Annotated in this window: 20 protein-coding genes; 9 read left to right on the top strand and 11 right to left on the bottom strand. The window is 66.8% G+C overall.

The annotated features are described in order from the left end of the window. Genes AHIS1636_RS17230 through AHIS1636_RS17220 form a run of 3 tightly spaced genes read right to left on the bottom strand, consistent with a single transcriptional unit; the run spans position 1 to position 3,710 of the window. Complete coding sequence (locus tag AHIS1636_RS17230; protein WP_264797075.1) at positions 1-963, bottom strand: hydroxymethylglutaryl-CoA lyase-like TIM-barrel protein; 963 nt, start codon at positions 961-963, stop codon at positions 1-3. After that, positions 960-2,210, bottom strand: coding sequence for a CaiB/BaiF CoA transferase family protein (locus tag AHIS1636_RS17225; protein ID WP_264797074.1), 1,251 nt, complete (start codon positions 2,208-2,210; stop codon positions 960-962). Before AHIS1636_RS17225 ends, AHIS1636_RS17230 begins: the two co-directional genes overlap by 4 nt. 39 nt (positions 2,211-2,249) lie before the next feature. Beyond that, on the bottom strand, positions 2,250-3,710 hold the full coding sequence (locus tag AHIS1636_RS17220) for a GntP family permease (RefSeq protein WP_264797073.1): 1,461 nt from the start codon (positions 3,708-3,710) through the stop codon (positions 2,250-2,252). A 165-nt stretch (positions 3,711-3,875) separates the two neighbouring features. Here AHIS1636_RS17220 and AHIS1636_RS17215 point away from each other — a divergent pair, with 165 nt between their 5' ends. Further along, complete coding sequence (locus tag AHIS1636_RS17215) at positions 3,876-4,454, top strand: hemerythrin domain-containing protein (protein ID WP_264797072.1); 579 nt, start codon at positions 3,876-3,878, stop codon at positions 4,452-4,454. Positions 4,455-4,463: 9 nt separating this feature from the next. Here AHIS1636_RS17215 and AHIS1636_RS17210 read toward each other — a convergent pair whose 3' ends face one another. The 5 genes from AHIS1636_RS17210 to AHIS1636_RS17190 all read right to left on the bottom strand — a co-directional run bounded on the left by AHIS1636_RS17210 (position 4,464) and on the right by AHIS1636_RS17190 (position 9,521). Further along, entirely contained in the window at positions 4,464-5,588 is a 1,125-nt protein-coding gene (locus tag AHIS1636_RS17210) for a DNA alkylation repair protein (RefSeq protein WP_264797071.1), read from the bottom strand. Between the two features lie 68 nt (positions 5,589-5,656). Continuing rightward, positions 5,657-6,409, bottom strand: coding sequence for a nuclear transport factor 2 family protein (locus AHIS1636_RS17205; protein WP_264797070.1), 753 nt, complete (start codon positions 6,407-6,409; stop codon positions 5,657-5,659). A gap of 162 nt (positions 6,410-6,571) precedes the next feature. Next, entirely contained in the window at positions 6,572-7,030 is a 459-nt protein-coding gene (locus AHIS1636_RS17200) for a TetR family transcriptional regulator (RefSeq protein WP_264797069.1), read from the bottom strand. Positions 7,031-7,329: 299 nt separating this feature from the next. Further along, positions 7,330-8,427, bottom strand: a complete 1,098-nt coding sequence (locus AHIS1636_RS17195) for an MBL fold metallo-hydrolase (protein WP_264797068.1) — start codon at positions 8,425-8,427, stop codon at positions 7,330-7,332. Positions 8,428-8,507: 80 nt separating this feature from the next. Then, on the bottom strand, positions 8,508-9,521 hold the full coding sequence (locus AHIS1636_RS17190) for an alpha/beta hydrolase (protein WP_264797067.1): 1,014 nt from the start codon (positions 9,519-9,521) through the stop codon (positions 8,508-8,510). Between the two features lie 244 nt (positions 9,522-9,765). On the opposite strand from AHIS1636_RS17190, the gene AHIS1636_RS17185 reads away from it, so the two are divergent. The 4 genes from AHIS1636_RS17185 (at position 9,766) to AHIS1636_RS17170 (ending at position 13,969) form a co-directional block, all read left to right on the top strand. Beyond that, on the top strand, positions 9,766-10,881 hold the full coding sequence (locus AHIS1636_RS17185) for an NAD(P)-dependent alcohol dehydrogenase (RefSeq protein ID WP_264797066.1): 1,116 nt from the start codon (positions 9,766-9,768) through the stop codon (positions 10,879-10,881). 38 nt (positions 10,882-10,919) lie between these two features. After that, positions 10,920-12,377 carry a benzaldehyde dehydrogenase gene (locus AHIS1636_RS17180; RefSeq protein ID WP_264797065.1) on the top strand — a complete coding sequence of 486 codons (1,458 nt, stop codon included), beginning with the start codon at positions 10,920-10,922 and terminating at the stop codon, positions 12,375-12,377. Between the two features lie 335 nt (positions 12,378-12,712). Continuing rightward, positions 12,713-12,967, top strand: coding sequence for a hypothetical protein (locus AHIS1636_RS17175; RefSeq protein WP_264797064.1), 255 nt, complete (start codon positions 12,713-12,715; stop codon positions 12,965-12,967). Positions 12,968-13,690: 723 nt separating this feature from the next. Continuing rightward, on the top strand, positions 13,691-13,969 hold the full coding sequence (locus AHIS1636_RS17170) for a YciI family protein (protein WP_264797063.1): 279 nt from the start codon (positions 13,691-13,693) through the stop codon (positions 13,967-13,969). Positions 13,970-14,500: 531 nt separating this feature from the next. Here the strand turns inward: AHIS1636_RS17170 and AHIS1636_RS17165 are convergent. The 3 genes from AHIS1636_RS17165 to AHIS1636_RS17155 form a co-directional block, all read right to left on the bottom strand. Beyond that, positions 14,501-15,676: a zinc-dependent alcohol dehydrogenase gene (locus AHIS1636_RS17165; RefSeq protein WP_264797062.1), complete on the bottom strand. Its 1,176-nt coding sequence runs from the start codon at positions 15,674-15,676 to the stop codon at positions 14,501-14,503. A gap of 229 nt (positions 15,677-15,905) precedes the next feature. Further along, entirely contained in the window at positions 15,906-17,642 is a 1,737-nt protein-coding gene (locus AHIS1636_RS17160) for a coiled-coil domain-containing protein (RefSeq protein ID WP_264797061.1), read from the bottom strand. 128 nt (positions 17,643-17,770) lie between these two features. Continuing rightward, entirely contained in the window at positions 17,771-18,058 is a 288-nt protein-coding gene (locus AHIS1636_RS17155; RefSeq protein ID WP_264797060.1) for a hypothetical protein, read from the bottom strand. 235 nt (positions 18,059-18,293) lie between these two features. Between AHIS1636_RS17155 and AHIS1636_RS17150 the strand changes: the two genes are divergently transcribed. Genes AHIS1636_RS17150 through AHIS1636_RS17135 form a run of 4 tightly spaced genes read left to right on the top strand, consistent with a single transcriptional unit; the run spans position 18,294 to position 25,217 of the window. After that, positions 18,294-18,956: a DUF8548 family protein gene (locus AHIS1636_RS17150; protein ID WP_264797059.1), complete on the top strand. Its 663-nt coding sequence runs from the start codon at positions 18,294-18,296 to the stop codon at positions 18,954-18,956. Positions 18,957-18,963: 7 nt separating this feature from the next. Continuing rightward, a complete protein-coding gene (locus tag AHIS1636_RS17145; protein WP_264797058.1) occupies positions 18,964-20,175 on the top strand; it encodes a DUF6361 family protein in 1,212 nt (403 codons plus the stop codon). Next, positions 20,168-22,078 carry a phospholipase D family protein gene (locus tag AHIS1636_RS17140; RefSeq protein WP_264797057.1) on the top strand — a complete coding sequence of 637 codons (1,911 nt, stop codon included), beginning with the start codon at positions 20,168-20,170 and terminating at the stop codon, positions 22,076-22,078. Before AHIS1636_RS17145 ends, AHIS1636_RS17140 begins: the two co-directional genes overlap by 8 nt. Beyond that, positions 22,068-25,217: a helicase-related protein gene (locus AHIS1636_RS17135; RefSeq protein WP_264797056.1), complete on the top strand. Its 3,150-nt coding sequence runs from the start codon at positions 22,068-22,070 to the stop codon at positions 25,215-25,217. Before AHIS1636_RS17140 ends, AHIS1636_RS17135 begins: the two co-directional genes overlap by 11 nt. The last annotated feature ends 13 nt before the right edge of the window (positions 25,218-25,230 follow it).

The raw sequence follows: 25,230 nt of genomic DNA, 5'->3' as shown, positions 1-25,230 counted from the left end.
TTAGCTGCTCCGGTCGCAGGCGGGGTCGGGGCCGCCGGCGATGACCCATTCGAAGGCCTCGGCCTTGGAACGGGCCCCCTGCGCGGACTTGGACCGGTTCGGTTCGCCCAGTTCGGCCAGCAGCTTCTCCGACAGCTCCACCATCGCGCCGAAGGATTCCGGGGTCAGCCACCCGGGCCGGGTCGCGAACAGGATGTCCTCCGATGAGGTGTTGCCGCTCGCCCCGGGGGCAAACGGGCAGCCGCCGAGCCCGCCGAGGGCTCCGTCCACCAGCTCGGCGCCGGCCGAAATCGCGGCCAGTGTGTTGGCCACGCCCAGCCCCCAGGTGTCGTGCCCGTGGTAGACGATCCGCCGCGCCGGAGTTTCCTCCCTGACCCGCCGGATCAGCGACGCCACCTGGGCTGGAACCGCCTGGCCCAGGGTGTCGCAGATGACGATGTCGCAGGTGCCCTCGGCGCGCGGATCGTTGGCGATCGCCAGCACGCGGTCCTCGGGAACCAGCCCTTCGAAGGGGCAGGTGAAGGACGTGGCGATGCACAGCTGGATCCGCCCGCCGGCGGCCCGGGCATACTCGACCGCTTGCGGCAGCGCTGCCAGGCTGGCCTCGGTGCTGCGGCCGATGTTGGCCTGGTTGTGCGAGTCAGAGGCGGAGAAGCAGTACTGGAAATTGCGCGCGCCGGCCGCCGCTGCCTTGGCCACGTGGCCCGGGGTAGCGACCCAGATCCAGCAGCGCTCCAGTTCCTCCGGCGTCAGCTGCTCCACCACCTCCAGCGTGTTGGCCATGGGCGGTACCAGGTCCTCCCGGGCCATCGATCCGAGCTCGATCTCCGGTACCCCGAGGCGCACGAGTTCCCGCACGATCTCCACCTTCCGGGCGGTGGAGAGCATCTTCCCGGTCAGCTGCAGGCCGTCCCGCAGCGTCACATCCCGCAGCGCGGCCCGCGGTTCAAAGGTGAAGCTCATCCCTGCATTGCCTCCTCGCGGCCGGCGGCCGCATCGATTGCCTTCGCATCCATGCCCAGCAGCCCGCCGAGCACCTCGTCCGTGTGCTCGCCCAGGTCCGGCCCCAGGTTGCGGATCGGCAGCGATTCTCCGCCGATGACCGGCACCACGCCCGGGAAACCGACATCGCGCAGCACCTCCTCGCCGGTGGAGACGTCGAACTTCTGGACCATCCGGCGGGCGGCATACTGCTCATCCTCGACGATATCCGCCGCGGTGTAGATCGGACCGGCGGGCACCCCGGCAGCGTCCAGGGCCGCCAGCGCTTCCGCGACGCTGCGGCCCGCGGCCCACTCCCCGATCGCCTCATCCAGCTCCTCGCGGCGTGCCCAGCGGCCGTCGTTGGACTGCAGCCCGGGATCGATGCCCAGGTCCGGCCGCCCGATGGTGTCCATGTAGCGCTTGTAGATGCCATCGCCGTTGCCGGCCACGACGATGCTGCCCCCGTCCGCGCAGACATAGGCGTTCGACGGCGCAATTCCCTCCATCCGCCCGCCGACCCGTTCGCGGCGGACGCCGTAGCCCTCGTAGTCCGGGATCAGCGACTCCATCATGGAGAACATGGCCTCGTGCAGCGCCACGTCGACCACCCGCTCGCGCAGCGGCACCGCGGAAGTCCCCTGCCGCCGTCGTCCTTCCCGCTGGAACAGGCTCATCACCGAACCGAAAGCCGCGTACAGCCCAGCGATCGAGTCCCCGATGGACACGCCCACCCGCACCGGGGCCCGGTCAGGATCGCCTACCAGGTTGCGGAAACCGCTGTAGGCCTCGGCGACCGCGGCGAAGCCCGGCCGCTCCGACAGCGGGCCGGTCTGCCCGAAGGCGGAAATCCGCGTGATCACCAGCTCCGGATTGGCCTCGTTCAGCACCTCGGGGCCCAGCCCCCACTTCTCCAACGTGCCCGGGCGGAAGTTCTCCAGCAGGATGTCACACTCGGCCACCAGCGCCAGCACCGCCTTGCGGCCGGCCTCGGTGCGCAGGTCCAGCACCACCGACTTCTTGTTCCGGTTGATTGTCCGGTACAGCATGGACGTCTTGCCCCGGTAGAGCCGCCAGTTGCGCAGCTCGTCGCCGGTGCCCGGCCGCTCCACCTTGATCACCTCGGCGCCGAAGTCCGCCAGCAGCCTTCCGGCCGTCGGCGCCGCGATGTAATTGCCCAGCTCCAGCACGCGCACGCCCGCGAGCGGCGCAATCTCGTTCTCACTCATCGTTTTCCTTTGGTACTTATGTCTGGCTTGCAGCGGCGTCTAGAGGAACAGGCTCATCGGCAGGATCAGCAGGATAGCGACGACGGACGCCACCGAAACGCCGACCGTCACCGACTTCAGCGCGCCGCGGACGCTCTGGCCCAGCAGCGACTGCAGCAGCCAGAAGGTGTTGCTGGTGACGTGCACCATGAACAGCGAGCCGGCGCCGGCGGCGAGGGCGATCAGCACCGGATCGATGCCGAGTGCCGGGGCGATGGGCGCGAGCAGGCCCGCCGCCGTGATGGCGGACAGCGTGACGCTGCCGACGGCGATGTGCAGCACGGCGGCGATGCCCCACACCACGAGGAGCGGCGCCACGGTGCTGGCGGAGAAGAAGCCGCCGAGGATGTCGCCCAGCCCGGCGGCGGCGACCGTGGCCGCGAGCGAGCCGCCCACACCGGTCAGGATCAGGATCTGGCCGCTCTCCTTGAAGCCCGTGGTGATGGCGTTCTCCACCCGCGCCTGGCCGACGGTGAAGCGGCCCACCACGCCGGTGCCGATCAAGCCGATCAGCAGGGCGATCACCGGGTTGCCGAGCAGCTGCAGCCAGGCGATCTCGAGCTCGAGGATCTCCACGACGGCGCCGGCTCCGATCAGCAGCAAGGCGGTCAGCAGCGGGGCAAAGAGCACCAGCAGGGGCGCTTCCTTCTCCTCCGGGCGCTCCGCGACGGCCACCGCCGCGGGGGCGGGCTCGAGCCCTTCGGCACCGGAACCGCCCGACGGAGAACTAGCCCTGCCGGGGTTCGCGCCGCCAGAGGAGTTCCCACCGGCGGCTGCACCGGCGCCGGATGCTTCGCCGTCGTCCTCGATGAAGGTCGAATCCTCGTCCTTGGCCTCGTTCCAGAAGCCCTTATGGAACAGGAAGGACATGATCGCGATCGAGATGATGATGGTCGGAATAATCAGCACCAGGCCGAACACCAGCATCTTGCCCAGCGGCACGCCGAGCAGGCCGGCCAGGGCCAGCGCCGCGACGCCGGGGACCATGAACACAATGCCGCACTCCAGCGCGATCGCCATCGCCGTGGCCATCCGGGCCGTGCCGAGCTTGCCGATCTTCGGCGCCAGCCGGCGGGCCAGCGGAGCCGAAATCACCAGCAGCACGTCCAGGAAGATGGACTGCAGCGCCGTCCCGATGGCCAGGCCCATGGTGTAGGGCAGCCGCTTGGGCCCGAAGACCCGCAGGAGGTGCTCGACCAGGCGGCGGATGGCCCCGGTCTCGTTGAGGATGGAGCCCATCAGCACGCCGAAGGCGATCAGCAGGCCGACCTCCACCATGATCTCGCCGAACCCGCCGGTGATGGTCTCCACCGTTTTGGCCACGCCCAGCCCGGTGGAGAGCCCGAGGTAGACGGAGCCGATCACGAGCGAGATAACGGGATTCACCCTGAACCTGACGATCAGCACCACGGTGGCGAGGACGGCCACCGCGGTGTTGACCAGAACGGCAATGTCGGACATAGAGAAGGATTCCAATCGGACGGGCCCTCAGCGGTGAAGGCGTCGGCAACGTTGGCACTGTGACTGCGGCCACAAGACTGCAACCCATATTATGGGATTCGACTCACATTGCAAGCACCGGGAAGGGGCCGACGGCTCTGGACGGGCGCCGCCCGTGCTGGAAGCATGGGGACGTACCCCGCCGGAGCCGTTGAAGGGAATGCGGGCATGGTCAATGAAGGCAAGGACGCAGCGAGCGATCGGCACGCACTGGCCGCCGTCGAACACCACCACGCGCAGATGCTCCAGCGCATGCAGCACCTGACGGCCCTCCTGGCGGAAGCCGTGCAGGAGCGCGACGCTTCGGCCGCGCACGACGCCAAGGACACGCTGGTGGAGTGGTGCGAGAACGAGCTGCTGCCGCACGCCCTGGCGGAGGAGAAGTTCCTCTACGAGATGGCCCGGGAGCGGCCCGAGGCCTCGATGCTCGTCACCGGCATGCTGGTGGAGCACCGCACCATCGTCAACACCCTCGAGGAGCTGCGCGGCCTGTCCGATGTCCGCGCGGCGGCCGTGGCCACCGCATTGGAGCGGCTCTTCGCGCTGCATCTCGAGAAGGAGAACCGGCTCCTGCTGCCGTTCATCGTCGAGCAGCCGGATCTTTCCCTGGTCGCGGCGGTGCAGGGCCTGCACGAACTGACCGGCGAACTGCAGGCCGAGGGCAGCGGCCACGCGCACACCACCACCGAAACCAGCCTGGACTGACGGCGGACGTCAGCTAACGACGTCGAACTCCGCCTTGGCGGACAACGTTCCGTTTGCCTGGACCTGGATTCCGTGCCGTCCCGTGTAGTGGACGCGCGTGGTCATCTGCCGGAAAGCGTGGGTCTTGCTCAGCTGCCGGGACTCCCCCGGCGCCAGCTCCGCGACCGCCAGTTTGAACACCTTCGGCGCGAGCGAACCGTTGGCTTTCACGTAATGGACCAGGTAGTCCACGGCGACGCGCGCCGGCTCCCCGGAGTTATTAGTGACAACGACGGCGAAGCCGAGTTCCCCGGGCAGGTGCACGGTGCCGCGGTCCAGCTCCGGGATCGACACCGACACGCTGCCGGCGGTGAAACCGAGAAGGGCGAGCGCCCCGGGATGGGCCTTCTTCACCAGGGTCCGCAGCCCGTGCCGCACCACCCAGGCAGTGTTCGCCCCAGGATCCGCGCTCCAGCGTCCGGCCGCCGCCACCACCTCGTCCGGCGCGTGCCGGGCCACGTCGTTCAGATGGTTGGCCACCGAGCGCCTGACATCGCCGGACTTGTCGCCGTGCAGCGCGTCCAGGAGCGGGAGCGTTGCAGCAGGCCTGGCGATGATCTCCGGGACGCGCACGGCCCAGGGCAGGTAGGGCCGGGTTCCCTCGCTCGCCAGCCGCCGCACGTGCCCGTCCGGATGGCGCGTCCAGTCCGCGATGATGGCCAGCGAGCGGTCGAGATCCCCGATGAGCAGCCGCCGGATGGCGAACTCGCTGGTGAGCCGCGGGGTCAGCTCCGCCAGCAGTGCCAGCGCGTCGTCGAAGGACCGCGCGCTCCCGTCCCGCAGCGCCAGGGTCACCGCCGCCTCGCTGACCGGCCAGATCGGCCAGCCCGTGAACTGCGGATCCTCCAGCGCCGCCCGGAAGACGGACGCCGCCCGCCGGTAGCCGGCCCCGTCTCCGCCGCCGCTGATTTGGCCGGAAAGGTCGGACAGGAGCGCCGCCGCCAGCAGGTCCGCGCGGGCACGCAGCGCGAGCGGTTCGAGCCGCTCCGCCGCAGCGGCGAGCGCGGGCCAGTCCGGCCGGCCCGCTGCCCGGGCCAGGACGTCGCGCAGGCCCGCGACGGCAGGCGGACCCAGCAGGTCGTTCATCACGCCCATCGGGCCTCCGGATCTCCAGGCAACGCTTCGTCATCCAGAGTAGGCGGCCCCACCGTCAATTTCGCGGCTCAGAAGAACCCGTTGCCGTGCGGCATCTCGAACGGCACGGGCTGGATCACGTCCCAGTGCTCCACAATCAGGCTGTCTTCCAGGCGCCACAGGTCGTACAGCGCCACCGGGACGCCGAACTCGCCCTCGGCAACAGTCAGCACGAAATTCCCCTGCCCGACAATCCTGTGGATCATCCGGTGCGTCAGCGGGCGGCCCTGCGTCGCCCAGACCGCCAGCGCGGCTTCAATGCCTTCCAGCCCGTCGCCGGCCTCGGGATTGTGCTGGGCGAAGTCGCGGGCGACGTAGTTCTCCACGACCGCGTAGTCCCGCTCCATCAGGACCTTCTGCGCGAACTCGCCCACGAGGGCCTTGTTGGCGAGCGTCTTGTCCAGATCGGTGACCTCGGTCGGACCGTCCACCTGGGAGTGTCCGCTGACGGAGTCCTGGGCCAGCGGCGCCAGCACCTCCCAGTGCTCGGCCAGCCGGTCGCCGAGCACACGGAAGACGTTGAACGCGACCATCGGCGTCGGTCCGAGGCCGTGGTAGACGCAGTGGATGACCACCATGTCGCCGTCCTCGAGAATGCGCAGCGGTTCGAACCGGAAGTCCAGCGGCAGGTGCCCGACGAAGCGCCGCAGCGCCTCCGGCCCGTCCGGCGCCAGCGGGGAATGCTGGCGGTAGTTGGGCGCATAGTAGCGGTCCACGGCTTCGGGATCGCGGTTGACGAATAGCTCCGTTCCGGCTGAGCGGACGACGTCTGCACTGGTCATGACAGCACTCCCGAAAGAAGCGGGCCAACCGTTGATTAGCCCTCAGCGTACCGCCGGGAAGGCCGGTCAGGAAGGGCCGGAAGCACCGGATTTTCGTAGCTCCGGGCACGGTTCCAGGGCCTGGCCGCGGCGTGCCGCGGCCAGGCCCCTTGCGCGCCGGCCTTAGCGCCGTGCCGCCTGGGCTTCCAGCTTCTCCAGGTGGCTGTCCGTCAGGTAGGTCATGCCGGTCAGGATGTCCGTGATCTTCCGGCGTTCCGCCGGACTGAACCGCGTGTCGTCGAGGATGTCGCTGACCCACAGCCCGTCCATTGCCAGCCGCACGATGATGCCGATGATGCCCGCCGGGTCCTGCGGATCCAGGTCCATCCGGTCCAGCCGGCGGTTCAGGTAGATGAGCGCCTCGGCGAGGTTCGGCCGCCCGATGGCCGTGGCCAGCAGTCCAGCCTGGTCGCCGGCGCTGTTGGCGCGGGCGTCGGAGAAGGCCTTGATGTATGCCCGTTCCTCCGCCCCCGCGGGTTCCGGGTCCGCCTCCGCGGTCCTGCCCAGCTCGTGCACCAGCTCCGTGATTATCGATTCGACGTCCTCTTCGATTTCTTCGAGGGGCGCCCCCGGCCTGAACATCGTTCCTCCAGCTCTTCGGCATCGGTCGGTCAACGAGGCCAGTGTAGCCAACGCCGCCCGGAGAAAGCCCTCGGCGGCAAACCGGAGCCGAAAAGGAGCGGACAAACGAAATGGCCCGAAGTCAGGCCTCCCCAAGCCAACTCACTTCAAGCCATTTCGCGGGCTGCGATTCTCGGGTGTTGCCACCCCGGCCGTTACCAGCCGCCCCCAAGGAAGACGCTGCAACCACCTTCAGTCTGGTCGCTTGTAGAGCGTTTGACCACTGCCAAAGGACCCTAGTTTCGTTTACTGGGGTGGTTCTAGGATGACCCCGCCGCCGGCACCCCGATGCCCGACGCCGCCTCCGGCACGGCCGGCCCGCCCGAAGCAGCCGGCACGGCGGGCAGCCCCGGGACGCCGGAGTGGAGCCCCGACGTCGCGAGGTACTGGATGTGCGCGGCCGTCTCGCTCAGCGCTATCCGCAGCTGGAAGCCGCCGAGTGATTCCCAGCCGCGCGACCACCCGATCCGGCCCGCGACGCTGTAGACGGTCGGATCGGCCTGGGCTTCGAGGGCGGCAAGGACTTCGTCGAGCCGCTCCATCGAGTGCGCCCGCAGGGCACGGGCCCGGGCGCCGATGCCCCTGAACCGGTACTCGTGGGCCGGCAGCACCTCGTGGTCCTCCGCCTCCGCCGTGCGCTCAAGCGACGTCAGGTAACTGCGCAGCGGGTCGGGATGCTCGTGCGGAACCAGCGAGACGTTCGGCGTGATGCGCGGGAGGATGTGGTCGCCGCTGAGCACCAGCCGGGCGGCGTCGTCCCAGAGCATCAGGTGCCCGGGGGTATGCCCCGGCGTCGACTCCGTCCGCAGGACGCGGGACCCGACCGGCAGCTCCTCGCCGCCGTCCAGCACCAGGTCAACCGCCGCCTCCTCGCGGATCCGTTCGAACGCGCGCGGCGGCAGCAGTACCTCAGCCAGCTTTTCCGCTGGCACGCCCCATCCGCGGTACTGCAACCGGTCTTCCTCCATCGCCCCGCCCGGCTCCCCGTAGCCACGCAGGACGTCGCGGTCCAGCCGACCCACTGCAACCCATGTGCCGGCGGCGTCCGCCACCCTCCGCGCCATCCCCAGATGGTCCGCATGGTAGTGCGTCGCGAAGACCCCGGTGACTCCGGAGATCCCGGGACCGATCCGTTCCAGCGCCGCGCCGAGCTGGGCATAACCCGCATCCGAATCGAAGCCCGGATCGATGACCAGGCAGTCGCCGCCGTCGACCATCACATAGCTCAGCGTGTAGCGCATGGGATTGTTCGGGAAGACCACCGGCACGGACCACAGCCCGCCGTCCAGCTGCTCGACCGGCGGCAGCCGCTTGTCCATCCATGCCTGCCGCTGCAGGGCGCCCGTGATCTCGATCATGCACGCGACGCTACCAGCGCCCGCCGCAGCGCTACGCACCCGCACCGCGCATTGTGGCGCCCCGCCAGTCCGGGACCCCCTCAGTCCGTCCTGCGGCGGAGGAACTCCACGCTGAGCCGCAGCACCTCCCACGCCGCCTCCAGGCGCAGGTCGAACTGGTACTGGTGTCCCGGCCCCTTCTCCGTCCCGGGGAAAAACTCCTCCACCTCGGCACCCTTCGCCTTGAGCGCGGTCACCAGCCCCAGCGAGTGCGGCAGCAGCGGGTCGGCCTTGCCGGCGGAGACGAAGGCCGGCGGGAACCTCCCGTCCACGTGCTGGGCGACCGACGCCAGCGCGATGTACGGCCGCTCCAGGTAGTCCCTGGCCCCGGTGTAGGACCAGAGCACGGTGCGCAGATAGTTCTGGTTCCCGGCCTGGTCGGCCCCGGCGAGCGAGAGGTCGTAGGCCCCGCAGTGCAGCAGCACGGCGCGCAGCTTCTCCGCACCGATGGGCGACGCGATGCCCAGCTTCCCGGCATAGTCCGCGTCGGCGACCACCAGCGCCAGCTGCGCCGCGATCTGCGCGCCGGCCGAATCCCCGGCCAGCACGATCCGTTCCGTGTCGATGTGCAGCCGGCCGGCGTGCTGCTCGAGGTAGCGCAGCGCAGCGGCACTCTGGCGGACCGGGGCCGGATAGCGCCGCGTGTGGGCCAGCGAATAATCGACCCCGACGGTAGTGAAACCGTAGGAGGCCAGGATCCTGAGGTAATTGGCGACGTCGTTCTTGTTGCCTGAAATCCACGCGCCGCCATGGATCCAGACCACCGTCGGCAGGCGCAGCGACTCCTCCGCCGCTTCCCGGGGAAAGAACACGTCCAGGTAAGTGTGCACCCGGTGGCCGAGATAGTGCTGGTCCAGCAGTTCGGCGATCCCGTCCGGCACGTGCTGCGCCATTGCCTCCGCTGTGCGCCGCCCGTCGCGGTCCGCGAGGACCCGCAGCAGCACCGCCAGCGGAAGCGGGCTGAACCGCAGCCAGAGCAGCAGGCCCCCGGCCAGAGCCGCCAGGAGGGAGGCCGCCACGGCCGCGGCCCGCAGTGTCCGGTAACCGACCCGCATGGGTGCCTCCTGAGGCTAGGAAACAATCGTCCGCCCCCGCAGCCCGCCGGGCAAGCAAACAACGACGGCGGTTTCTCGCGAATGTTTGTCCACGTCACCGGGCGGAGGTTCTGGCTTCGGGCCGGATTCTGGGGAAGTATGGCCGCAGGAAGTGGATACGGCTCTTTCCCTCCCGGAGGATCTTTGACTCGGCGCAGCCAAAGGGAAATGATTGACGCATCAACAACTTGACGAGGAGCGTGGCATGAAGATCAATGCGCTGGTGGTCGAGGGCAAGGATGCCCCGTTTGTTAGCGAGGAGCTCGAGCTGGGGGCACCCGGGCCGGGCGAAGTGCTGGTGAAGGTCGCCGCCGTCGGACTCTGCCACACCGACCTGATCACCCAGGCGGGCGACATGCCGCTGCCGCTGCCGGGCGTGCTGGGCCACGAGGGCGCCGGCGTGGTCGAGGCGGTCGGCCCGGGCGTGTCCAACGTGGCCGTGGGCGACCACGTCATTATGGGCTGGCCGTACTGCGGCGAGTGCAAAAACTGCCTGCGCGGCGAACACCGGTACTGCCTGCGCCTGGGCGAGGCGCTGGTCAGCGGCGCGCGGTTCAAGGGACCCGACGCCGGCACGTCCGCGTACACCCGGGCCGACGGCAGCAGGATCTCCGGCCACTTCTTCGGCCAGTCGTCGTTCGCGGACTACTCACTGGCCCTGGCGTCGTCGCTGGTGAAGGTGGACCGGGACATCCCGCTGGAACTCGTCGGCCCGCTGGCCTGCGGCATCACTACCGGCGCCGGCGCCGTATTCAACACCGCAAAGCCGGAACCCGGCCAGTCCCTGGTGGTGTACGGAGCCGGTGCCGTCGGCCTCGCCGCCGTGATGGCCGCGAAGAACACGCCGGCCGCCACGATCATCGCCATCGACCTGCACGATTCGCGGCTGGAGCTGGCCCGCGAATTCGGCGCCACCCACACGATCAACTCCGGAAAGGTCAACGCCCTCGAGGAGATCCAGCGGATCTGCGGCGGACCGGCCGATTACGTGCTGGAGTGCACCGGCAACATCAAGGTGCTCGAAGAGGCGGCCGATGCGGTCGGAATGCTGGGAACGCTGATCCTGATCGGCGGCGCCCCCGCCGAGGCCCGGTTCTCCGTGGACCACCTGCGCACGCTGTGGGGCAAGCGGATCATCGGCACCCTCGGCGGCTCCACCACGTCCCAGCAGCTGATTCCCGGACTGATCGCGCTCTACAAGGCCGGCCGCTTCCCCTTCGACAAGCTGGTCAAGTACTACGGCTTTGACGAGATCGACCAGGCCGTGGCGGACTCCACCTCCGGCGGCACCATCAAGGCCGTGCTGAAGACGGCCGGCTAGCTCCAGAACGAACCAGCAAAACACCGAAAGGACGGCAAATGTCCCTGCTTGAAACCTCCCTGTGGGATGGCAAGATCTACGTCAACGGCTGGCGCGAGGGCGGCAGCGGAGCCGCAGACAGCATCGAACCGGCCACCGGCGATGTGCTGGGCCGCTACGGCGTGGCCTCCGTCGAAGACGTCAAAGAGGCGGCCGCGGCCGCCGCGGCGGCGCAGAAAGAATGGGCCGCTCGCAAGCCCGAGGAACGCGCCGCCGTGCTGCGCCGTGCCGGCCAGCTCTGGGAAGAGCACGCCGAGGAAATCCAGTCTTGGCTCGTCCGCGAGTCCGGTGGCATCGGTCCCAAGGCAGGGCTGGAGACCCACGTCGCGGCCAACGAATGCTACGAAGCCTCGGCGCTGCCCTCGCTGCCCGCCGGCGACGTCCTCACTACCAACGAGAACCGCTGGTCCTTCGCCCGCCGCCGTCCGGTCGGCGTCGTCTCCGTGATCGCACCGTTCAACTTCCCGCTGATCCTCTCGATCCGCGCAGTCGCCCCGGCCCTCGCGCTGGGCAACGCCGTGCTGCTCAAACCGGACCCCCGCACCGCCGTCAGCGGAGGCGTCACCCTGATGCGCATCTTCGAGGAAGCCGGACTGCCCGCCGGACTGCTGGCCCTCCTGCCCGGCGGCGCGGACATAGGCGCCGCCGTCGTCGAGGCCCCCGAGGTCCGCGTCATCGCCTTCACCGGTTCCACCGCCGCCGGCCGCAAGATCGGCGAATCCGCGGCCCGGAACCTCAAACGCGTGCATCTGGAACTCGGCGGCAACAACGCCATGATCGTGCTTCCGGGCGCCGACCTGGCCAAGGCCGCCTCCGCCGCCGCCTTCGGCTCCTTCATGCACCAGGGCCAGATCTGCATGACCACCGGCCGGCACATCGTCCACGAAGACATCTACGAGGACTACGTCGCCGCGCTGGCCGAGAAGGCGAAGAACCTGCCCGTCGGCGACCCGAAGACCGGCGCCGTCGCCATTGGCCCGATCATCGACGAGCGCCAGCTCAAGCGCATCGACTCGATCGTCCAGGACGCCGTGTCCGCCGGGGCCCGGCTCGCCGCCGGCGGCACCAACAACGGCCCGTTCTACCAGCCCACCGTGCTGGCCGACCTCGACGCGAACAACGCCGCGTGGAAGGACGAGATCTTCGGCCCGGTCGCCCCGGTGACGAAGTTCGCCACCATCGACGAAGCGGTGGAACTGGCCAACAACAACGAGTACGGCCTCTCCCTGTCGATCCTCGGCGACGTCGGCCTCGCTATGCAGATCGCCGACCGCGTCGACTCCGGCAAGGTCCACATCAACGAGCAGACCGTCTCCGACGAGGCCAACTCCCCCTTCGGCGGCACGAAGAACTCCGGCAACGGCTCCCGCATCGGCGGCCACCAGGCCAACATGGAGTCCTTCACCGAGCTCCAGTGGCTCACCGTGCGCCCGGAAATCGCCGACTACCCCTTCTAGCAAGCGCACATAACGACGGCGGTGCGGTGCGGCTGAGGAGCCGCACCGCACCGCCGTCGCGCCCTCCCGCCGTCGCGGGCTGGCGGCAGCCCCACGACCGTGCATTCCCGGTCCTGCCGGAGGGGTGTAGTGTTGGGCGGGAGCGAGACCGGCCGGTCTCGTTCCCGTATGAGGCTTTCTTTCGCTTAGCGACCGTAAGTATCGCTTCCTGTTTGGAAGGGCCCCCATGGAGCCATCCACAGAAACGCACGTTGTTTTTTTCTCACCCGGTTGCCACAAATGAGGCTGTAGAGCCCGCCGTACCGGATAACCCCCAAACCATCATCCAGCCCCGCATGCCCGAGGCCCTTTCTGCTCCGGCGGTCCTGCAAGTCTGGCTGGCCGCAGCCGACGTCGAAAGCACGCAATGGGCGCTGGACCAGGCGGAATATGACCTGTCCGAGAGCGTCCAGGCACTCATCGCCAAAGGCTATGAACCGGAAGCAATCGCGGTCGCCGCCGGCTTGACCCTTGCGGAGACACACGGCTTCCTCCAAGCGCCGGGGGGACAACACTCCCCTGAAGAGGAGCCAGGCACCGTCCTGCTCTGACCCGTCGGCCGCGCTGCCTTGCCTGCCTTGCTCCCTTCAAGGCTGGGGCGCATCAATTACCGGATTCTTCACCATCCGGGCGGGAGCAGAAGGGACCATGGACACGGCGTCGGGGTCAAGCAGCCGGCTTCGGCGTCCATACCCGTCCGTACCGCTGTGCGCGCCGCGGACCAAGCGCCGGCCCTTCATGCCTCGAATCTTCCCATGATTCTCTCAGGTCTTCCCAAGGTGGCGATGCTACGTTGGCCGTTCCCTATCAGTGAGTGGTAGGACGACCGGCCGGCTGCCTCTTCGCGGATTGCAGCCGGCCGTGTCGCACCACAGGGAAGAAGCCCGGTCCCGGCATCTGCACGGTCCTTCTTCCGCCCGGGCATGAGTGACGCGTCGCCCGGATCCCCGGTCAGGATCCGAGGGCTGTGCTGATTTGGCCGGCAGTACGCCTTACAGCATCGAGGACCAGCGCGGCTCTGTCGCTATCTACCCGGAAGATCGGGCACGGTGCGGACAACGTGCCGATTGGCCTGCCCTCGCTGCGGATCACCGCCGCCGCACTCCAGACGCCCTCGTCGATTTCCGCAACTGACTCTCGTGCCTGCACAAGGTCCTGACGCGCCGTATGGATCTTCAGGCGGTGGAACCGGTTTCGCTTCCACCGCCCTGTCCCGAATCGCAGCCTGGAGGCAGCCCTCCCGCTCCCCCACCAGCGCCGCTAGGATCGCCCACATGGAATTCGTTGTGATGTACCGGCTAAATCAGGGCGTCGACCGTTCGCGCATCTTCGAGACGTTTCCCCGCCACAAGGCTTACTACGAGGCATTCCAGGCCGACGGCGGGGGGCTCATCGCGCTCGGACCGTTCCAGGCCTCCGATCCCGCCGGCTCGTCGATGGGCATCTTCACTTCCCGCGAGGACGCCGAACGATTTATCGCGGGCGACCCGTTCACCACCGAGGGACTCGCGGACGCACGGATCCTTGAGTGGGACGTCGTGCGGTTCAAGTAACGGCTCGACGCAGTGCGGCAGGGAAGGTTATGACTCTGCCATGACCTTCCGCGGTTCCCGGCCGGCGGGTTCCCGGATCTCGCTCTGCCACTGGCACCAAGACCAAATCCGGCCCGCTTGTTCCGCCGCGCTCGCCCCATTGACTCTCAAGGATTGCCCGCGGTAGCGCAGTTCTACGTCGTTCCTCCCGGCCGGCCCGGAACCCGAGCAGTGCAGCATGGCAGTGAGTGCCGCGAAACGCAGGGTCACGGCCATGGAGCCGCCGCTTCGCTCGATGTGGGCAATTCTTACCGGAGTGTGGTTGCGGAGCTGGTCCAGCAGGTCGTGCATGAGCATGTTCCTCAAGATGCGCAGGAGAAGAGGTTGCGGGCGCCGTAGGTGCCCTACCAAAAGATATTCAACCGCGCGGCGGAAGGCTCTGTATCCAAAAGACCGGGTTTGTGGCGAAGTACACGGCATCGGGCAGGAACAATCGGGGCGGAGGCTTTGGACCCCGGCCCCTCGGGGACCGGGATCCAACAGCGTTCCGGGTTACGGCTTGAGCACCACCTTGATGCAACCGTCCTCCTTCTTCTGGAACTTCTCGTACATCTCCGGAGCCTCATCCAGGGATGCGGTGTGCGTTTTGAGGTCGAGAACACCGAGCGGATCAGAGGGGTCGTCGACCAGCGGCAGCAGGTCGTCGGTCCAGGACCTCACGTTGCACTGTCCCATACGCAGCTGGATCTGCTTGTCGAACATCGTCAGCATCGGCAGCGGGTCTTTCATGCCGCCATACACGCCGCTAAGCGAGATCGTGCCGCCGCGCCGGACGGCGTCGATGGCGGTGTAAAGGGCGCTGAGCTTGTCCACTCCGGCGGTCTCCATCGCCTTGCGGCCCAACGCAGACGGCAGCAGTCCCACTGCCTGGTGCGCCACCCCGGCAACGTGTGAGCCGTGGGCCTCCATCCCGACCGCATCCAACACGGAGTCCGGACCGCGACCGTCGGTGAGATCCCTCAACCGCTCGACCACGTCGTCCGAAGACTCCAACGTCTCGATGCCGTGGCGCTCCGCCATGGCCCGGCGCTCTGCGACCGGGTCGACCGCCAGCACCCGGTAACCCAGGTGCCGGCCGATCCGGGCGGACATCTGGCCGACGGGGCCCAAACCGAGCACGGCCAGGGAGCCGCCCGCTGGCGGAGCGGCGTACTGGACGCCCTGCCATGCAGTGGGCACGACATCGGAGAGGTAAAGGTAGCGCTCGTCCTCGCCGGTGTTCGGCACCTTGATCGGACCATAGTCGGCGTGCGGAACACGCAGGTACTCGGCCTGTCCGCCGGGCACCGAGCCATAGAGACGGGAATAGCCCAGGAAAACCGCGCCGCTGTTGTACTCACGGACCTGGGTAGTCTCGCACTGTGACTGCAGTCCCTGCTTGCACATGAAGCAGTTGCCGCAGGACACGTTGAACGGAATGACCACGCGGTCGCCGACCTTGATGTGGGTGACAGCCGAGCCTACCTCTTTGACAATCCCCATCGGCTCATGGCCGATGATGTCGCCCTTGTCCATGAACGGAGCGAGCACCTCGTAAAGGTGCAGATCCGATCCGCAGATCGCGGTCGAGGTGATGCGGACTATCGCATCCGTCGGCTCCTCGATCCGGGGATCCGGTACCTCCTCGACGCTTACCGAACGCTTTCCCTGCCATGTCAGTGCCTTCATACGTCCTCCTCCTCAAGGGCCGCCGCCCCGGCCGGAACGGCTGCTTACCGGCCTGCTCGGTGAACCGAACTCCCTATCGATCCCACCACAAACGGAGCAAATTAGTAAGTAAACTTGGCATTTGTGCACCAAGACACCCTCGCCATGACAGCACGCAAAAGTTCCCGGAAATCGGAGGAGTACGACGCCGCCCGGCGGGCTGAGTGCGCCAGGCGCCGTCGTCGGTGCATCAGACCGTTGTCACCTCGTGCGGCACGAGTTCGTGGAGTTCGATACCCCCACCCGGAATGCACCAGAAATGGATGCGGCGGGCGGCCGGGGCGTTGGACTCGACCGACATGCGCCAGCACCTGGCGCCATCCTCTGCACGGACAATCGGCGCATCTTCTCCGCCTTCGCCGATGCGCAGCTGGTGGAGCTGCCGGCCTTGCACCTTAGCCGCACGTCCGACGAGCAAATCAACCAACGCCTTGAGCGCCTTCCTTCGGTGCTCTTCAGAATGTACGTAGAACGACGTCAAGAGCTTGGGCCCAACGGCGAAGTCCTGAAGCCAAAGCGCGGATTTCTCCGCCGCGGACACCCGCTCCACCCAGGCCAGGTACAGCTCGTGCCGGAATTGCTCCTCTTGGGAAGCAAAATGCCCGGAACGATCCTGTACCCGGCGTAGCTTCCGTTCGGCTTTTTGTGCCCGCGACCTGCTTGCCATCAACTCAGCAGTCTTTTGCCGCGTCTCCGTGCGCAGCTTGTCCAGCTCCTCCGATTGTTTGTCCAGCTCACGCTCCAACTGGTCCACCTGCGCCAGCAGCCCGGCCATCTCCAGGACCGCAGACCCATGCTTCTCGGCGTCATCGCGCAGGCGCCGCATCTGCGCCTGGAGAGTCGCGAGCTGCAGCTGAACCTGCTTGAGCGCAGGACCGGCCACTGGCTGAGCATCTCCAGCAGGCAAAGGCTGCGCCGCTTCTTCGGCGGCCGACGCCTTGGCCGCCTCAGCCCGTTGATCCAGTTCGGCCGTTGTCGGCGGCAGAAGGTCTCGACCCAGTTCCAACCATGGCGTTCCACCTGCAATCAGCACCGGTGCGCGCACCGGGTCCTCGTCGTCGTCAACGTCAATGAGAGATAGCTTCGGGCGGCCGCACTGCTGTCGCAGCCGTGCAACGACGATCTGGCCGGGGGTCACCAAGTCGTCGGCCTGGTCCAGCGGGTTTGAGCTGATGTCCGCAAGCGGAACGGTTATCGTCTGGCCGGGCAGGACTGCCAGCTTCGCAGCCTCCGGTGTGGCCTCTTCCACGAGGCAAAGTACCAGCGAGTTCCACTGGTAAGCCTGCCCTAGTCTCGGGATATGGACAGCCGCTTCGAGGTGCAGGACCTTCGATTCCGGGTCGAGGCGGCCGCTGACCTCCTGGCCGGCGGCCAGCAGCCAATCCAACCGCACGTTCGGAACCAGGTCCTCCTGTCTGATGGCTCCGGTCACTCCGAAGGGAAACGAAACTATCGCGCGTTCCCCTCCGCCCAGGAAGCCAGTGATGGTGCCGGTGCGGATCGCCGGTTGGGCAGGTGTCTGCCGCTGAACCGAGCAATGCCGAAGCGCCGCGGGCGGCACCGGAAAGCCATTAACGAGGTCGATGAGTTCGTCCGCCTTGCTCCGGCGTTCGGCGGTTCTGAATGCTTTTACGAAGATGGAGGGGCGTCCAATTCCGGCGGACAGTTCGGCTGGATACGCGCGCGCCGAGTCACCGTAAACCCGCCAGTCCTCCGGGACCGATTCGGAGAGCCCATAGGTTATGGGACCTTGCTTCACCACGACGACGTCGGCGAGTCCCTCGAGTTCGGCGCCGACGTACTCGGCGTCCAGGTGCAGCAGGTCCGAGTCCGTCCGCTGCGAGATCACTACAAGATGCTTGTCCCGCCGGGCACGGATATGTTCAGCCAGTTCCGCACCGCTTCGTTCCCACGTTTCTACCGCCATGATCCGGTCCCCCAACCTGTTCCTTCGAGCCACCCGGAGAGACAGCCCGCCCATGCTTTCAAGGTACTTCCCGGGTCTGACAAAATTGCTGGGCGGCCGAAGCCGCCCAGCAACCGAGCCCAAGAGACCTACTTCATCTCCTCGATCGTCACGGTCCACGAGTCGATGTTCGCGGCCCGGACGTCCAGGAAGTACTCGCCGCCCGACTTGTGCACGGCCGTCTCCCCGCGCTCCGGCTTGTCCAGCATGAGCAGCGGGATACCGCCGTCCTGGGTCAGGTCCGTGCCCGCTTCTTCCAGGTAGGCCGCGACCACCACGAAGTCCTCGTTGCCCTCGAAGCTGTACTTCAGGCGCGTCTCGCCGCCGGTCAGTTCAAACGTCGGGCTGGCAGAATTCGCGCTTCCGGACAGCGTCACAACTCCGGTCCATTCCGTGGCCGCTCGGCTTCCTCCGCCGGGGTAGAACCGGCTGGTTCACGTCTTTGCGCGAAAGCAAACCTGTGAAACACTAGAGGCATCATCCATCCTGTCCCCACTGGGGGCAGGTCTTTTTTTGCATATCCCTCTCGCATAGCCGCGAAAGCGAAAGAAACGCAGCCCGGAGGCTCATCGGCCAGCCCACACTGTCAGAGTCCAGTGCGATACTCGCTGCATGGGGAATGAAACGATGAGTCTCGACAATTCAATCGCACGGTTGGTTGCGGCAATAGAAACCCAACTACCTACGCCACTGATGGACCGGCCTACTGGCTGGCCGGGGCAGATCGAGTCCGCGTTGATCGACGCGGTCTTGTCGATCAGAGCGAATTATGGCTCGCCGACAACAGGTGTACGCGCGGCCGTCCGCCGCTATAAGGACGACGTCCAGGATGACAAGCCGAATGACTTGCGACGCCTGGCCGAATTCGATCCCGATAAGCTCGCACAAGTTCTCGGGAACCGGCAGGTCATTTCTGGATCGCTTAAGGCCAAGTGCATCATTCAAGCTGCGGCCAACCTTGCCCGAATCGGTGTACAGAATTCTGACGACCTCGATGCACGCGATAAGGAGCACAAGCTTGCATATGTCTCGGTACATGGGCTGGGCTGGGTGACCTGGGAGTACTTCACCATGCTTCTTGGGCTTCCAGGCATCAAGGCGGATACGTGGATCGTCAGGTTCGTCAGCCAAGCGCTGGCAAGAACGGTGACGCCGGCGGAAGCCCGCTCATTGCTCGTTGCTTCCGCGGAGGTTCTCAGAATAGACGCTACGCAGTTGGACCACGCGATCTGGGACCACGTGCGCCGGAGGGCATCGTCGACCCGGGAAGGGTGACTAGGTCATGACGTCCCTGATCTCTTGGCTCGATGCCTCCACGGACGAGAACCAACGCATGCGCGAGCTGGTCAAGCTGTTCGGCTCGCCGGAGACGACCGATGATCTTGGGACTGGACAGTTGCGCGACGCCATCAGCAACAGCCTCTTCCCTGGAACGTCGGTACTGCATGTCGGCGCCCGCTACATGATCCTCGTGCCGTGGGCTTACCTCACCAGCAGGCACGGAGTGGCTCAGCCGGACCATTTACGGCTCCGCGTCGAAGAGTCGGAGCGGAGGCTGGTCGACCGGTTCAAGGAGATCGGCGTCCAGAGCTTCATCGGTCGTGACGCAGGCAGGACCGTGCAGCAGTTGCCTTCCGCCGCGTACTGGTCCGCCCTGAGGCGGTTCGGGATCGTGAATCCAGAGGTGGATCGGGCAACGGCGGCCCAGCTGATGTGTTCGGACCCGCCGGTTGCCGAGGAGGGGCAGGACGCTTTCTCAGTCTGGCACCCGAGCCTGCCCAAGCCACCGGAGGGATTTCCGGCTACGGAGGACCGGGGCCTGGAACTGACAAACCCTGAAGCCGAATGGCTGCAGGAACGGATCCTGAGTACCTGCTCGGGGACGATGCTGGCCCACCTGGTGACGGCCGGGAACCGCCCGGCTACAGCATTCTGGGCCCCGTGGCTGGATCCCGCCTGCCGCAGCGCGGAGGACGAGCCGAGCACCTGGCTGCGGGATGCCGAAGCCTTTTCGTTCGTCCATAACGGTGCCAGCATTCTCTACCAGCGGCTACTGGCCGAGCACGTCCCCGGCCATATTCCGAGCCGCGCCGACTTCCTTGAGAAGATGGAGGCCCTGCTGGACAACTGGGAAGGCGAACGGCCTTTCAAGCAGGAGCTTCTCGCAGCCTGGGACCTGGAGGACTTCCTGTCCCGGGCCCGGACCCTCAACCGCGGCATTAGTTCGAGCACCCTCGAGTTCGCCCGCGCCATCACCGAGTCAGCGCAGAACCCTTCCAAACTGATCGACAACACCGAGGTGCGCACCGCCGTCGAACGCCGGGAGCGGTTGATGAAGAAGGCGAACTCCCGGTTCAAGAATGAACGAAGGCTGCGGGCCTGGACACCACCGGGTTCCGTCAGCGCCCTGACCTTTCGCTGGCAGCAGGTCCGCCGAACAGTCCTCGACGTCCATGACGGCCTTGAGAAGGCACCGGAGGTCTCCCATGCTTGATCCAGGGAACCGTCAAGCGCTGACCGAGCAGCTGCGCCCACCTACCGGATTCCGGCTCTCACACGCCGTGGGCACCACTTTCACGCTGGACATGATCAGCGCCCTGTCGGTCCCGCTGAGTTTTGTTGCCGGTTCCGGCGAGGAATTCACCAACCCGGTGGCGGTGCTGAGCGCGCTGCGCAAGGTGTCGGACAGGATCGATATCTTCTGCCAAGCAGGCCACATCAAGGCCCCGAAGGACGCGTCGGACCTGCTCGCGCTGCTCGAGCCGATGGTGCACCAGGTGTCCGCGCCGCGTGGCGGGCTTTTCCACCCGAAGGTCTGGTTCCTGGAGTTCGAGAATGATGAGGAGCGCCAGTACCGCTTCCTCTGCAGCAGCCGGAACCTCACCCCCGACGCCAGCTGGGACCTGTTGGTCCGGCTCGATGGAGCACCGGCGGAGAATCCTGCAGCGACGGGGCCCAGCAGCGCAACACTGTCCCGGTTCCTTCTGCGGCTTCCGGCGCTGTGCACGGTAGATTACGACGGCGACCGGTTGGCCCGCCTGCGCGGGCTCGCTTCCCGCTTAGGATCCGTCCGGTGGGACCTGCCGGACGGCATCGACCAGCTGGCCTTCCGCCCCCTTGGCACGGGTGAGCAGCCGGAGACCGGATCCGTTGTGGCCCATATTGGTTCTCCCGACGCCTACCCCGGGTTGAACGGCAAGACGGGCAAGGAAGCCTTCCTCGGCGGGGAGAAACTGATCATCTCCCCCTTCCTGGACGACACCATAATCGGGCGTTTCCATGACCGCTGGACGGAGAAGGTCTATGTCTACTCACGCGCCGACCAGCTTGACCTGCTGGGCACGGAGACGGTCGAGGACGAGCGAACCGAGTTCAGCGCCTTCGACGAGCTCGGGATTCCCGAATCTTCCGCCACCGGCGTGGCAGATCCGGGCGCGTCCGGTCAGCAGGCCACTGCCGAGGACCTATCCGGCCTGCACGCGAAGGCGTACTTCTGCGACTACTCGCACTGGACCTATGCCCTGCTCGGCTCCTCGAATGCGACGCTGGCCGGATTCACCCGGAACATTGAGTTTCTCGTGGAGCTGCGTGGGAAGAAGAGCCGTCTCGGCGTCCAAACGATCCGTGAAAACCTCAAGAGCGTGCCCTTCGAGGACTACCTGGGCGACGGCGGTGCGGCAAGGCCGGACGAAAATGAGGCAGCCTTCCGCCTCGAGTCGGCATTGCGTGATGCCGCGGGCCGACTGTTCCTGCTGGACGCGCTCCCGGACGAGTGCCTCGGCGGCAAGCCCACCTACACGGTAACCGTCACGCATGACTGGTCGCCCGATCCCCGGTTCCAGGCCCAGCTCCGGCTGCTGTCCGTACCCCAGGCGAGCACCGCCGTCGTCCCCGCCGCCGGCCGGCAGGAACACGCCTTCCCAGGCATTCCTCTCGCGGACGTAACACCGTACCTGATCCTGACGCTGGAAGACCCCGAAAGCGGGATCAGCAAGAGCACGGTCGTGCAGGGCAGCCTCCGCACGGACCCGCAAGGCCGGCTGGAGGAAATCATTGCCCGCCAGCTCGACGATCCGGACAAGCTGCGCCAGTTCCTCTTGCTCTTCCTCACCCCGGAAACGGCTCCACCCGGCAGCGGCACCGGCGCCGCTTGGTCGTTTGCGTCAGGATTCGGTGGCAGCGGCACCGCGGGCCTCTTCGAAGCACTTGTCGGCGCTGTCGCGAACGCGGACGCGCCGGCGGTCTTCGCCGACTTGAAGATTGTCATCGATCGCCTGCTGGAGCTGCGTGGCGAAGAGGAAGAGATCCATTACCTGCACTCACTCTGGATGGCCGCGGTCGAGGCGACCGGAGCTGATCTTGGCAGTGCCCCGGAAGGAGCGAGCCGTGGGATTTGAAGCCGAACCTGTGCTGGCCGGACTGCGTGGCTTCCAGCGCAGAACCGTGGAGCACGTCTTCCGGCGCTTATACCTGGATAAGCAGTCCGCGGAGGCCTTCCTCGTCGCGGACGAAACCGGCCTCGGGAAGTCCCTGATCGCCCGCGGGGTCATTGCCAAGACGACGGAGCTGCTGGACCGCCCGGATTCGGGGGTGGACCGGATCGACATCATCTATGTCTGTTCCAACGCCGACCTGGCCAAGCAGAATCTCGGCAGACTCAATGTCACCGGACAGGCGGACATCATTGAGTCCGGCCGGCTGACGCTGCTGCCCTTGGCACTGAGCAAACTGGATGCTCAGCCGGCCCCGGGGACGCGCAAGCGGGTCAACTTCATCTCGCTCACGCCGGGCACGTCGTTCAACGTGGGCGGGGCGACCGGCCGCGCGGACGAGCGGGCGGTGCTGTTCCATATGCTGGCCGGGCTCAGGCTCTTTGAGCTGGAGGACCGCGGTGCGCCGATCGAGCTGCTGCGGGCCGGTTCGCAGCCCGGGAACTTTGCCTGGCGTGTCTACCGCGCTGGAATAAGCCTGCCGGCCGGTCCGCCCGCGGACGTCCTCAAGCGCTTTGAAGCCCTGGCCGACGCGAGCGGCAGCCTGGAGAAAATGCGCAGCGCACTGCGTCTGGCCGAAGAACGCGGACCGGAGGCTGCACGGGCCGGAATGCGGGAGATCATCGGCGGGCTGCGCGGCGATCTGGCCCAAGCCGGCCTCGAATGCCTTGAACCGGACCTGATCATCCTCGACGAATTCCAGCGGTTCCGGGACCTGCTCTATAAACCGGACAACGCCGAGGAGGACGCGGCCGCCGAACTGGCCCGCCAGTTCCTCAATTACGACGGCGCCAAGCTCCTTCTCCTGTCGGCCACCCCTTACAAGGCGCACACCTCGGCAAGCGACGCCGAGGGGGATGACCATGCCTCGGACTTCCGCCAGCTGCTCAAGTTCCTCGCCCGTGGACGCCCCGGGTACATCGAAGACCTGGTAAGCGACCTGGACAAACGGCGCGGACAGTTGATGGGGCACGTCGAAGATCACGGGCTGACCGGACGGATTGAAGAATCCCTGAAGCAATTCATGTGCCGGACAGAGCGGCCGCAGCTCGGCGACGACGACATGCTCGAAGTCATTCCCATGGCGCCGGTTGACGTGCGGGCGCGGGACCTCGGCAGTTTCAAAGCGCTGTCCGCCGTCTTCCGCGCCGGTAAAAGCGGCAGCGCGATGGAGTACTGGAAATCGGTGCCGATGTTCGCCCATTTCCTGACCGACTACAAAATCGGTCGGGTCATAGACGAACGTGTCCAGGGCGACGTGCAAGCCGTCAGGCCGCTGCTTCCACAGCTTTGCACCATTGATGCCGAAGCCTACCGCCGCTACGGCGAGATTGAGACGGACAGCGCCAAGTTCCGGGCAGTCCGGGACCACACCACAGGCCAGGGCTGGTGGCAATTACTGTGGATTCCGCCGTCGTTCCCCTACCTGGCTCCCGCCGGCCCGTTCTCCGAAGCAGGCAATGCTGTGACAAAACAACTGGTGTTCTCAGCGTGGAACGCAACCCCGAGCGCCCTGACCACCGTGCTCTCCTACGAAGCCGAGCGGCAGATTATGAAAGGCTCCGAGCTGCACGGCGAGAACACGGCGGAGGCCCGCAAGCGGTTCCGGGGACGCCTGCGCTACCGGGTCAGCGAGGGCGAGCCGCGCGCTATGTCGGCGCTCTCGCTGTTCGTACCCCACGCCGCGCTCGCCCTGGCCGGGGATCCGCTCGCCGCCGCAGCTTCCTCCGGTTCCGTCATTTCCGGCGAAGCCGCCCGCGTTGCAGTTGCTGCCGCAGGGCGGGCGATGGTTGGCTCGGCTGCAGTGGATGACTCGGCGCGAATGGGTCTCTGGGCCTCCTATTTCGCGATTCCCGGAGCCCTGCCGGCTCAGTGGAACGGACGGGTGGCCGTCATGCGCAGGCAGATCAAGGGCGTGGCCGACTACCTCATGTCACTCGGTCACGACAAGGACACCGAGGCCGGGCCGACTGACGGTCGCGATAGTGAAGCCAAGCTCTATCTCGCACATGTCGACCGAATGCTCGAGACCATCTGTTGTGACGTTCCGAAGTGGGAGGACGGGCTTGAGCAGTTGGCGCTGAATTCGCCCGGCAACTGCATGTACCGGGCGCTGGGCCGCATCCTGCCGGAGGACTTCGACCGAGCCGAGCTCTGGAAGGCCGCGCTCTTCGCAGCCACGGGCCTTCGCACGCTCTTTAACCGGCTCGACGCCACTGAGCTCCTGGACAGGCTCTATCCCGAGGGCGACTACTGGCAGAAGGTGCTCCGCTACTGCGAGGACGGCAACCTGCAGGCCGTTCTGGACGAGTACGTGTTCCAGCTCCGCAGCCAGCAGCCGCCAGGCGGGATCAGCAATGAACAGCTCTGGTCCATAGCCGACGAGATGCGAAGGGCGCTGTCGCTAAAGCCGGCCCAGCTGCTTGCCAAGTACCCAGACAAATCCCACGAAGACCTGCGCATGGGCGTGCGCTTCGCGGTCAGGTACAGTAACGCGAAAACGGACGACGGCGACACGAGCCGCATGCCGGACGTGCGGCGTGCTTTCAACAGCCCGTTCTGGCCCTTCGTCCTGGCCTCAACCTCAGTGGGCCAGGAAGGCATCGACTTCCACTGGTGGACGCACTCCGTCATCCACTGGAATGTTCCAGGAAGCCCGGTCGACTTCGAGCAGCGTGAAGGCCGCGTACACCGCTACCTCGGCCACGCGGTCCGCAAGAACGTGGCAGCGGCGCACTCCGACGCCGTACTGAAGCCCGGTGTCGGCAATCCCTGGGAGGCGCTGTTCCAAGCAGCATCAGACCACATCGCTGCCCAGCCGGATGGTCCCACCAAGGAATTCGCCCCGCACTGGATCCACTGCGGCCCGCACAAGATCGAACGTCGGCTCCTGGATCACCCCCTCAGCCGCGATGTCTCCCGCACCAACCACATGCTCTCCGGCCTGGCCAAGTACAGGCTCACCCTCGGCCAAGCCCGGCAGGATGACCTGCTCGGCCTAATCAGGGACGGCATCGATGTGAAGCCGCTGAACCTCCGGCCCTAGCAGGGCTCAACGT

The sequence above is a fragment of the Arthrobacter mangrovi genome (genome assembly GCF_026011795.1).
Taxonomy (GTDB): Bacteria; Actinomycetota; Actinomycetes; order Actinomycetales; family Micrococcaceae; genus Crystallibacter; species Crystallibacter mangrovi.
This window is presented reverse-complemented; position numbering and strand designations above follow the sequence as displayed.

Coding starts and splice junctions, on each gene's coding strand:
- AHIS1636_RS17230 (WP_264797075.1), bottom strand. CDS start 963: ATGAGCTTCACCTTTGAACCGCGGGCCGCGCTGCGGGATGTGACGCTG.
- AHIS1636_RS17225 (WP_264797074.1), bottom strand. CDS start 2,210: ATGAGTGAGAACGAGATTGCGCCGCTCGCGGGCGTGCGCGTGCTGGAG.
- AHIS1636_RS17220 (WP_264797073.1), bottom strand. CDS start 3,710: ATGTCCGACATTGCCGTTCTGGTCAACACCGCGGTGGCCGTCCTCGCC.
- AHIS1636_RS17215 (WP_264797072.1), top strand. CDS start 3,876: ATGGGGACGTACCCCGCCGGAGCCGTTGAAGGGAATGCGGGCATGGTC.
- AHIS1636_RS17210 (WP_264797071.1), bottom strand. CDS start 5,588: ATGGGCGTGATGAACGACCTGCTGGGTCCGCCTGCCGTCGCGGGCCTG.
- AHIS1636_RS17205 (WP_264797070.1), bottom strand. CDS start 6,409: ATGACCAGTGCAGACGTCGTCCGCTCAGCCGGAACGGAGCTATTCGTC.
- AHIS1636_RS17200 (WP_264797069.1), bottom strand. CDS start 7,030: ATGTTCAGGCCGGGGGCGCCCCTCGAAGAAATCGAAGAGGACGTCGAA.
- AHIS1636_RS17195 (WP_264797068.1), bottom strand. CDS start 8,427: ATGATCGAGATCACGGGCGCCCTGCAGCGGCAGGCATGGATGGACAAG.
- AHIS1636_RS17190 (WP_264797067.1), bottom strand. CDS start 9,521: ATGCGGGTCGGTTACCGGACACTGCGGGCCGCGGCCGTGGCGGCCTCC.
- AHIS1636_RS17185 (WP_264797066.1), top strand. CDS start 9,766: ATGAAGATCAATGCGCTGGTGGTCGAGGGCAAGGATGCCCCGTTTGTT.
- AHIS1636_RS17180 (WP_264797065.1), top strand. CDS start 10,920: ATGTCCCTGCTTGAAACCTCCCTGTGGGATGGCAAGATCTACGTCAAC.
- AHIS1636_RS17175 (WP_264797064.1), top strand. CDS start 12,713: ATGCCCGAGGCCCTTTCTGCTCCGGCGGTCCTGCAAGTCTGGCTGGCC.
- AHIS1636_RS17170 (WP_264797063.1), top strand. CDS start 13,691: ATGGAATTCGTTGTGATGTACCGGCTAAATCAGGGCGTCGACCGTTCG.
- AHIS1636_RS17165 (WP_264797062.1), bottom strand. CDS start 15,676: ATGAAGGCACTGACATGGCAGGGAAAGCGTTCGGTAAGCGTCGAGGAG.
- AHIS1636_RS17160 (WP_264797061.1), bottom strand. CDS start 17,642: ATGGCGGTAGAAACGTGGGAACGAAGCGGTGCGGAACTGGCTGAACAT.
- AHIS1636_RS17150 (WP_264797059.1), top strand. CDS start 18,294: ATGGGGAATGAAACGATGAGTCTCGACAATTCAATCGCACGGTTGGTT.
- AHIS1636_RS17145 (WP_264797058.1), top strand. CDS start 18,964: ATGACGTCCCTGATCTCTTGGCTCGATGCCTCCACGGACGAGAACCAA.
- AHIS1636_RS17140 (WP_264797057.1), top strand. CDS start 20,168: ATGCTTGATCCAGGGAACCGTCAAGCGCTGACCGAGCAGCTGCGCCCA.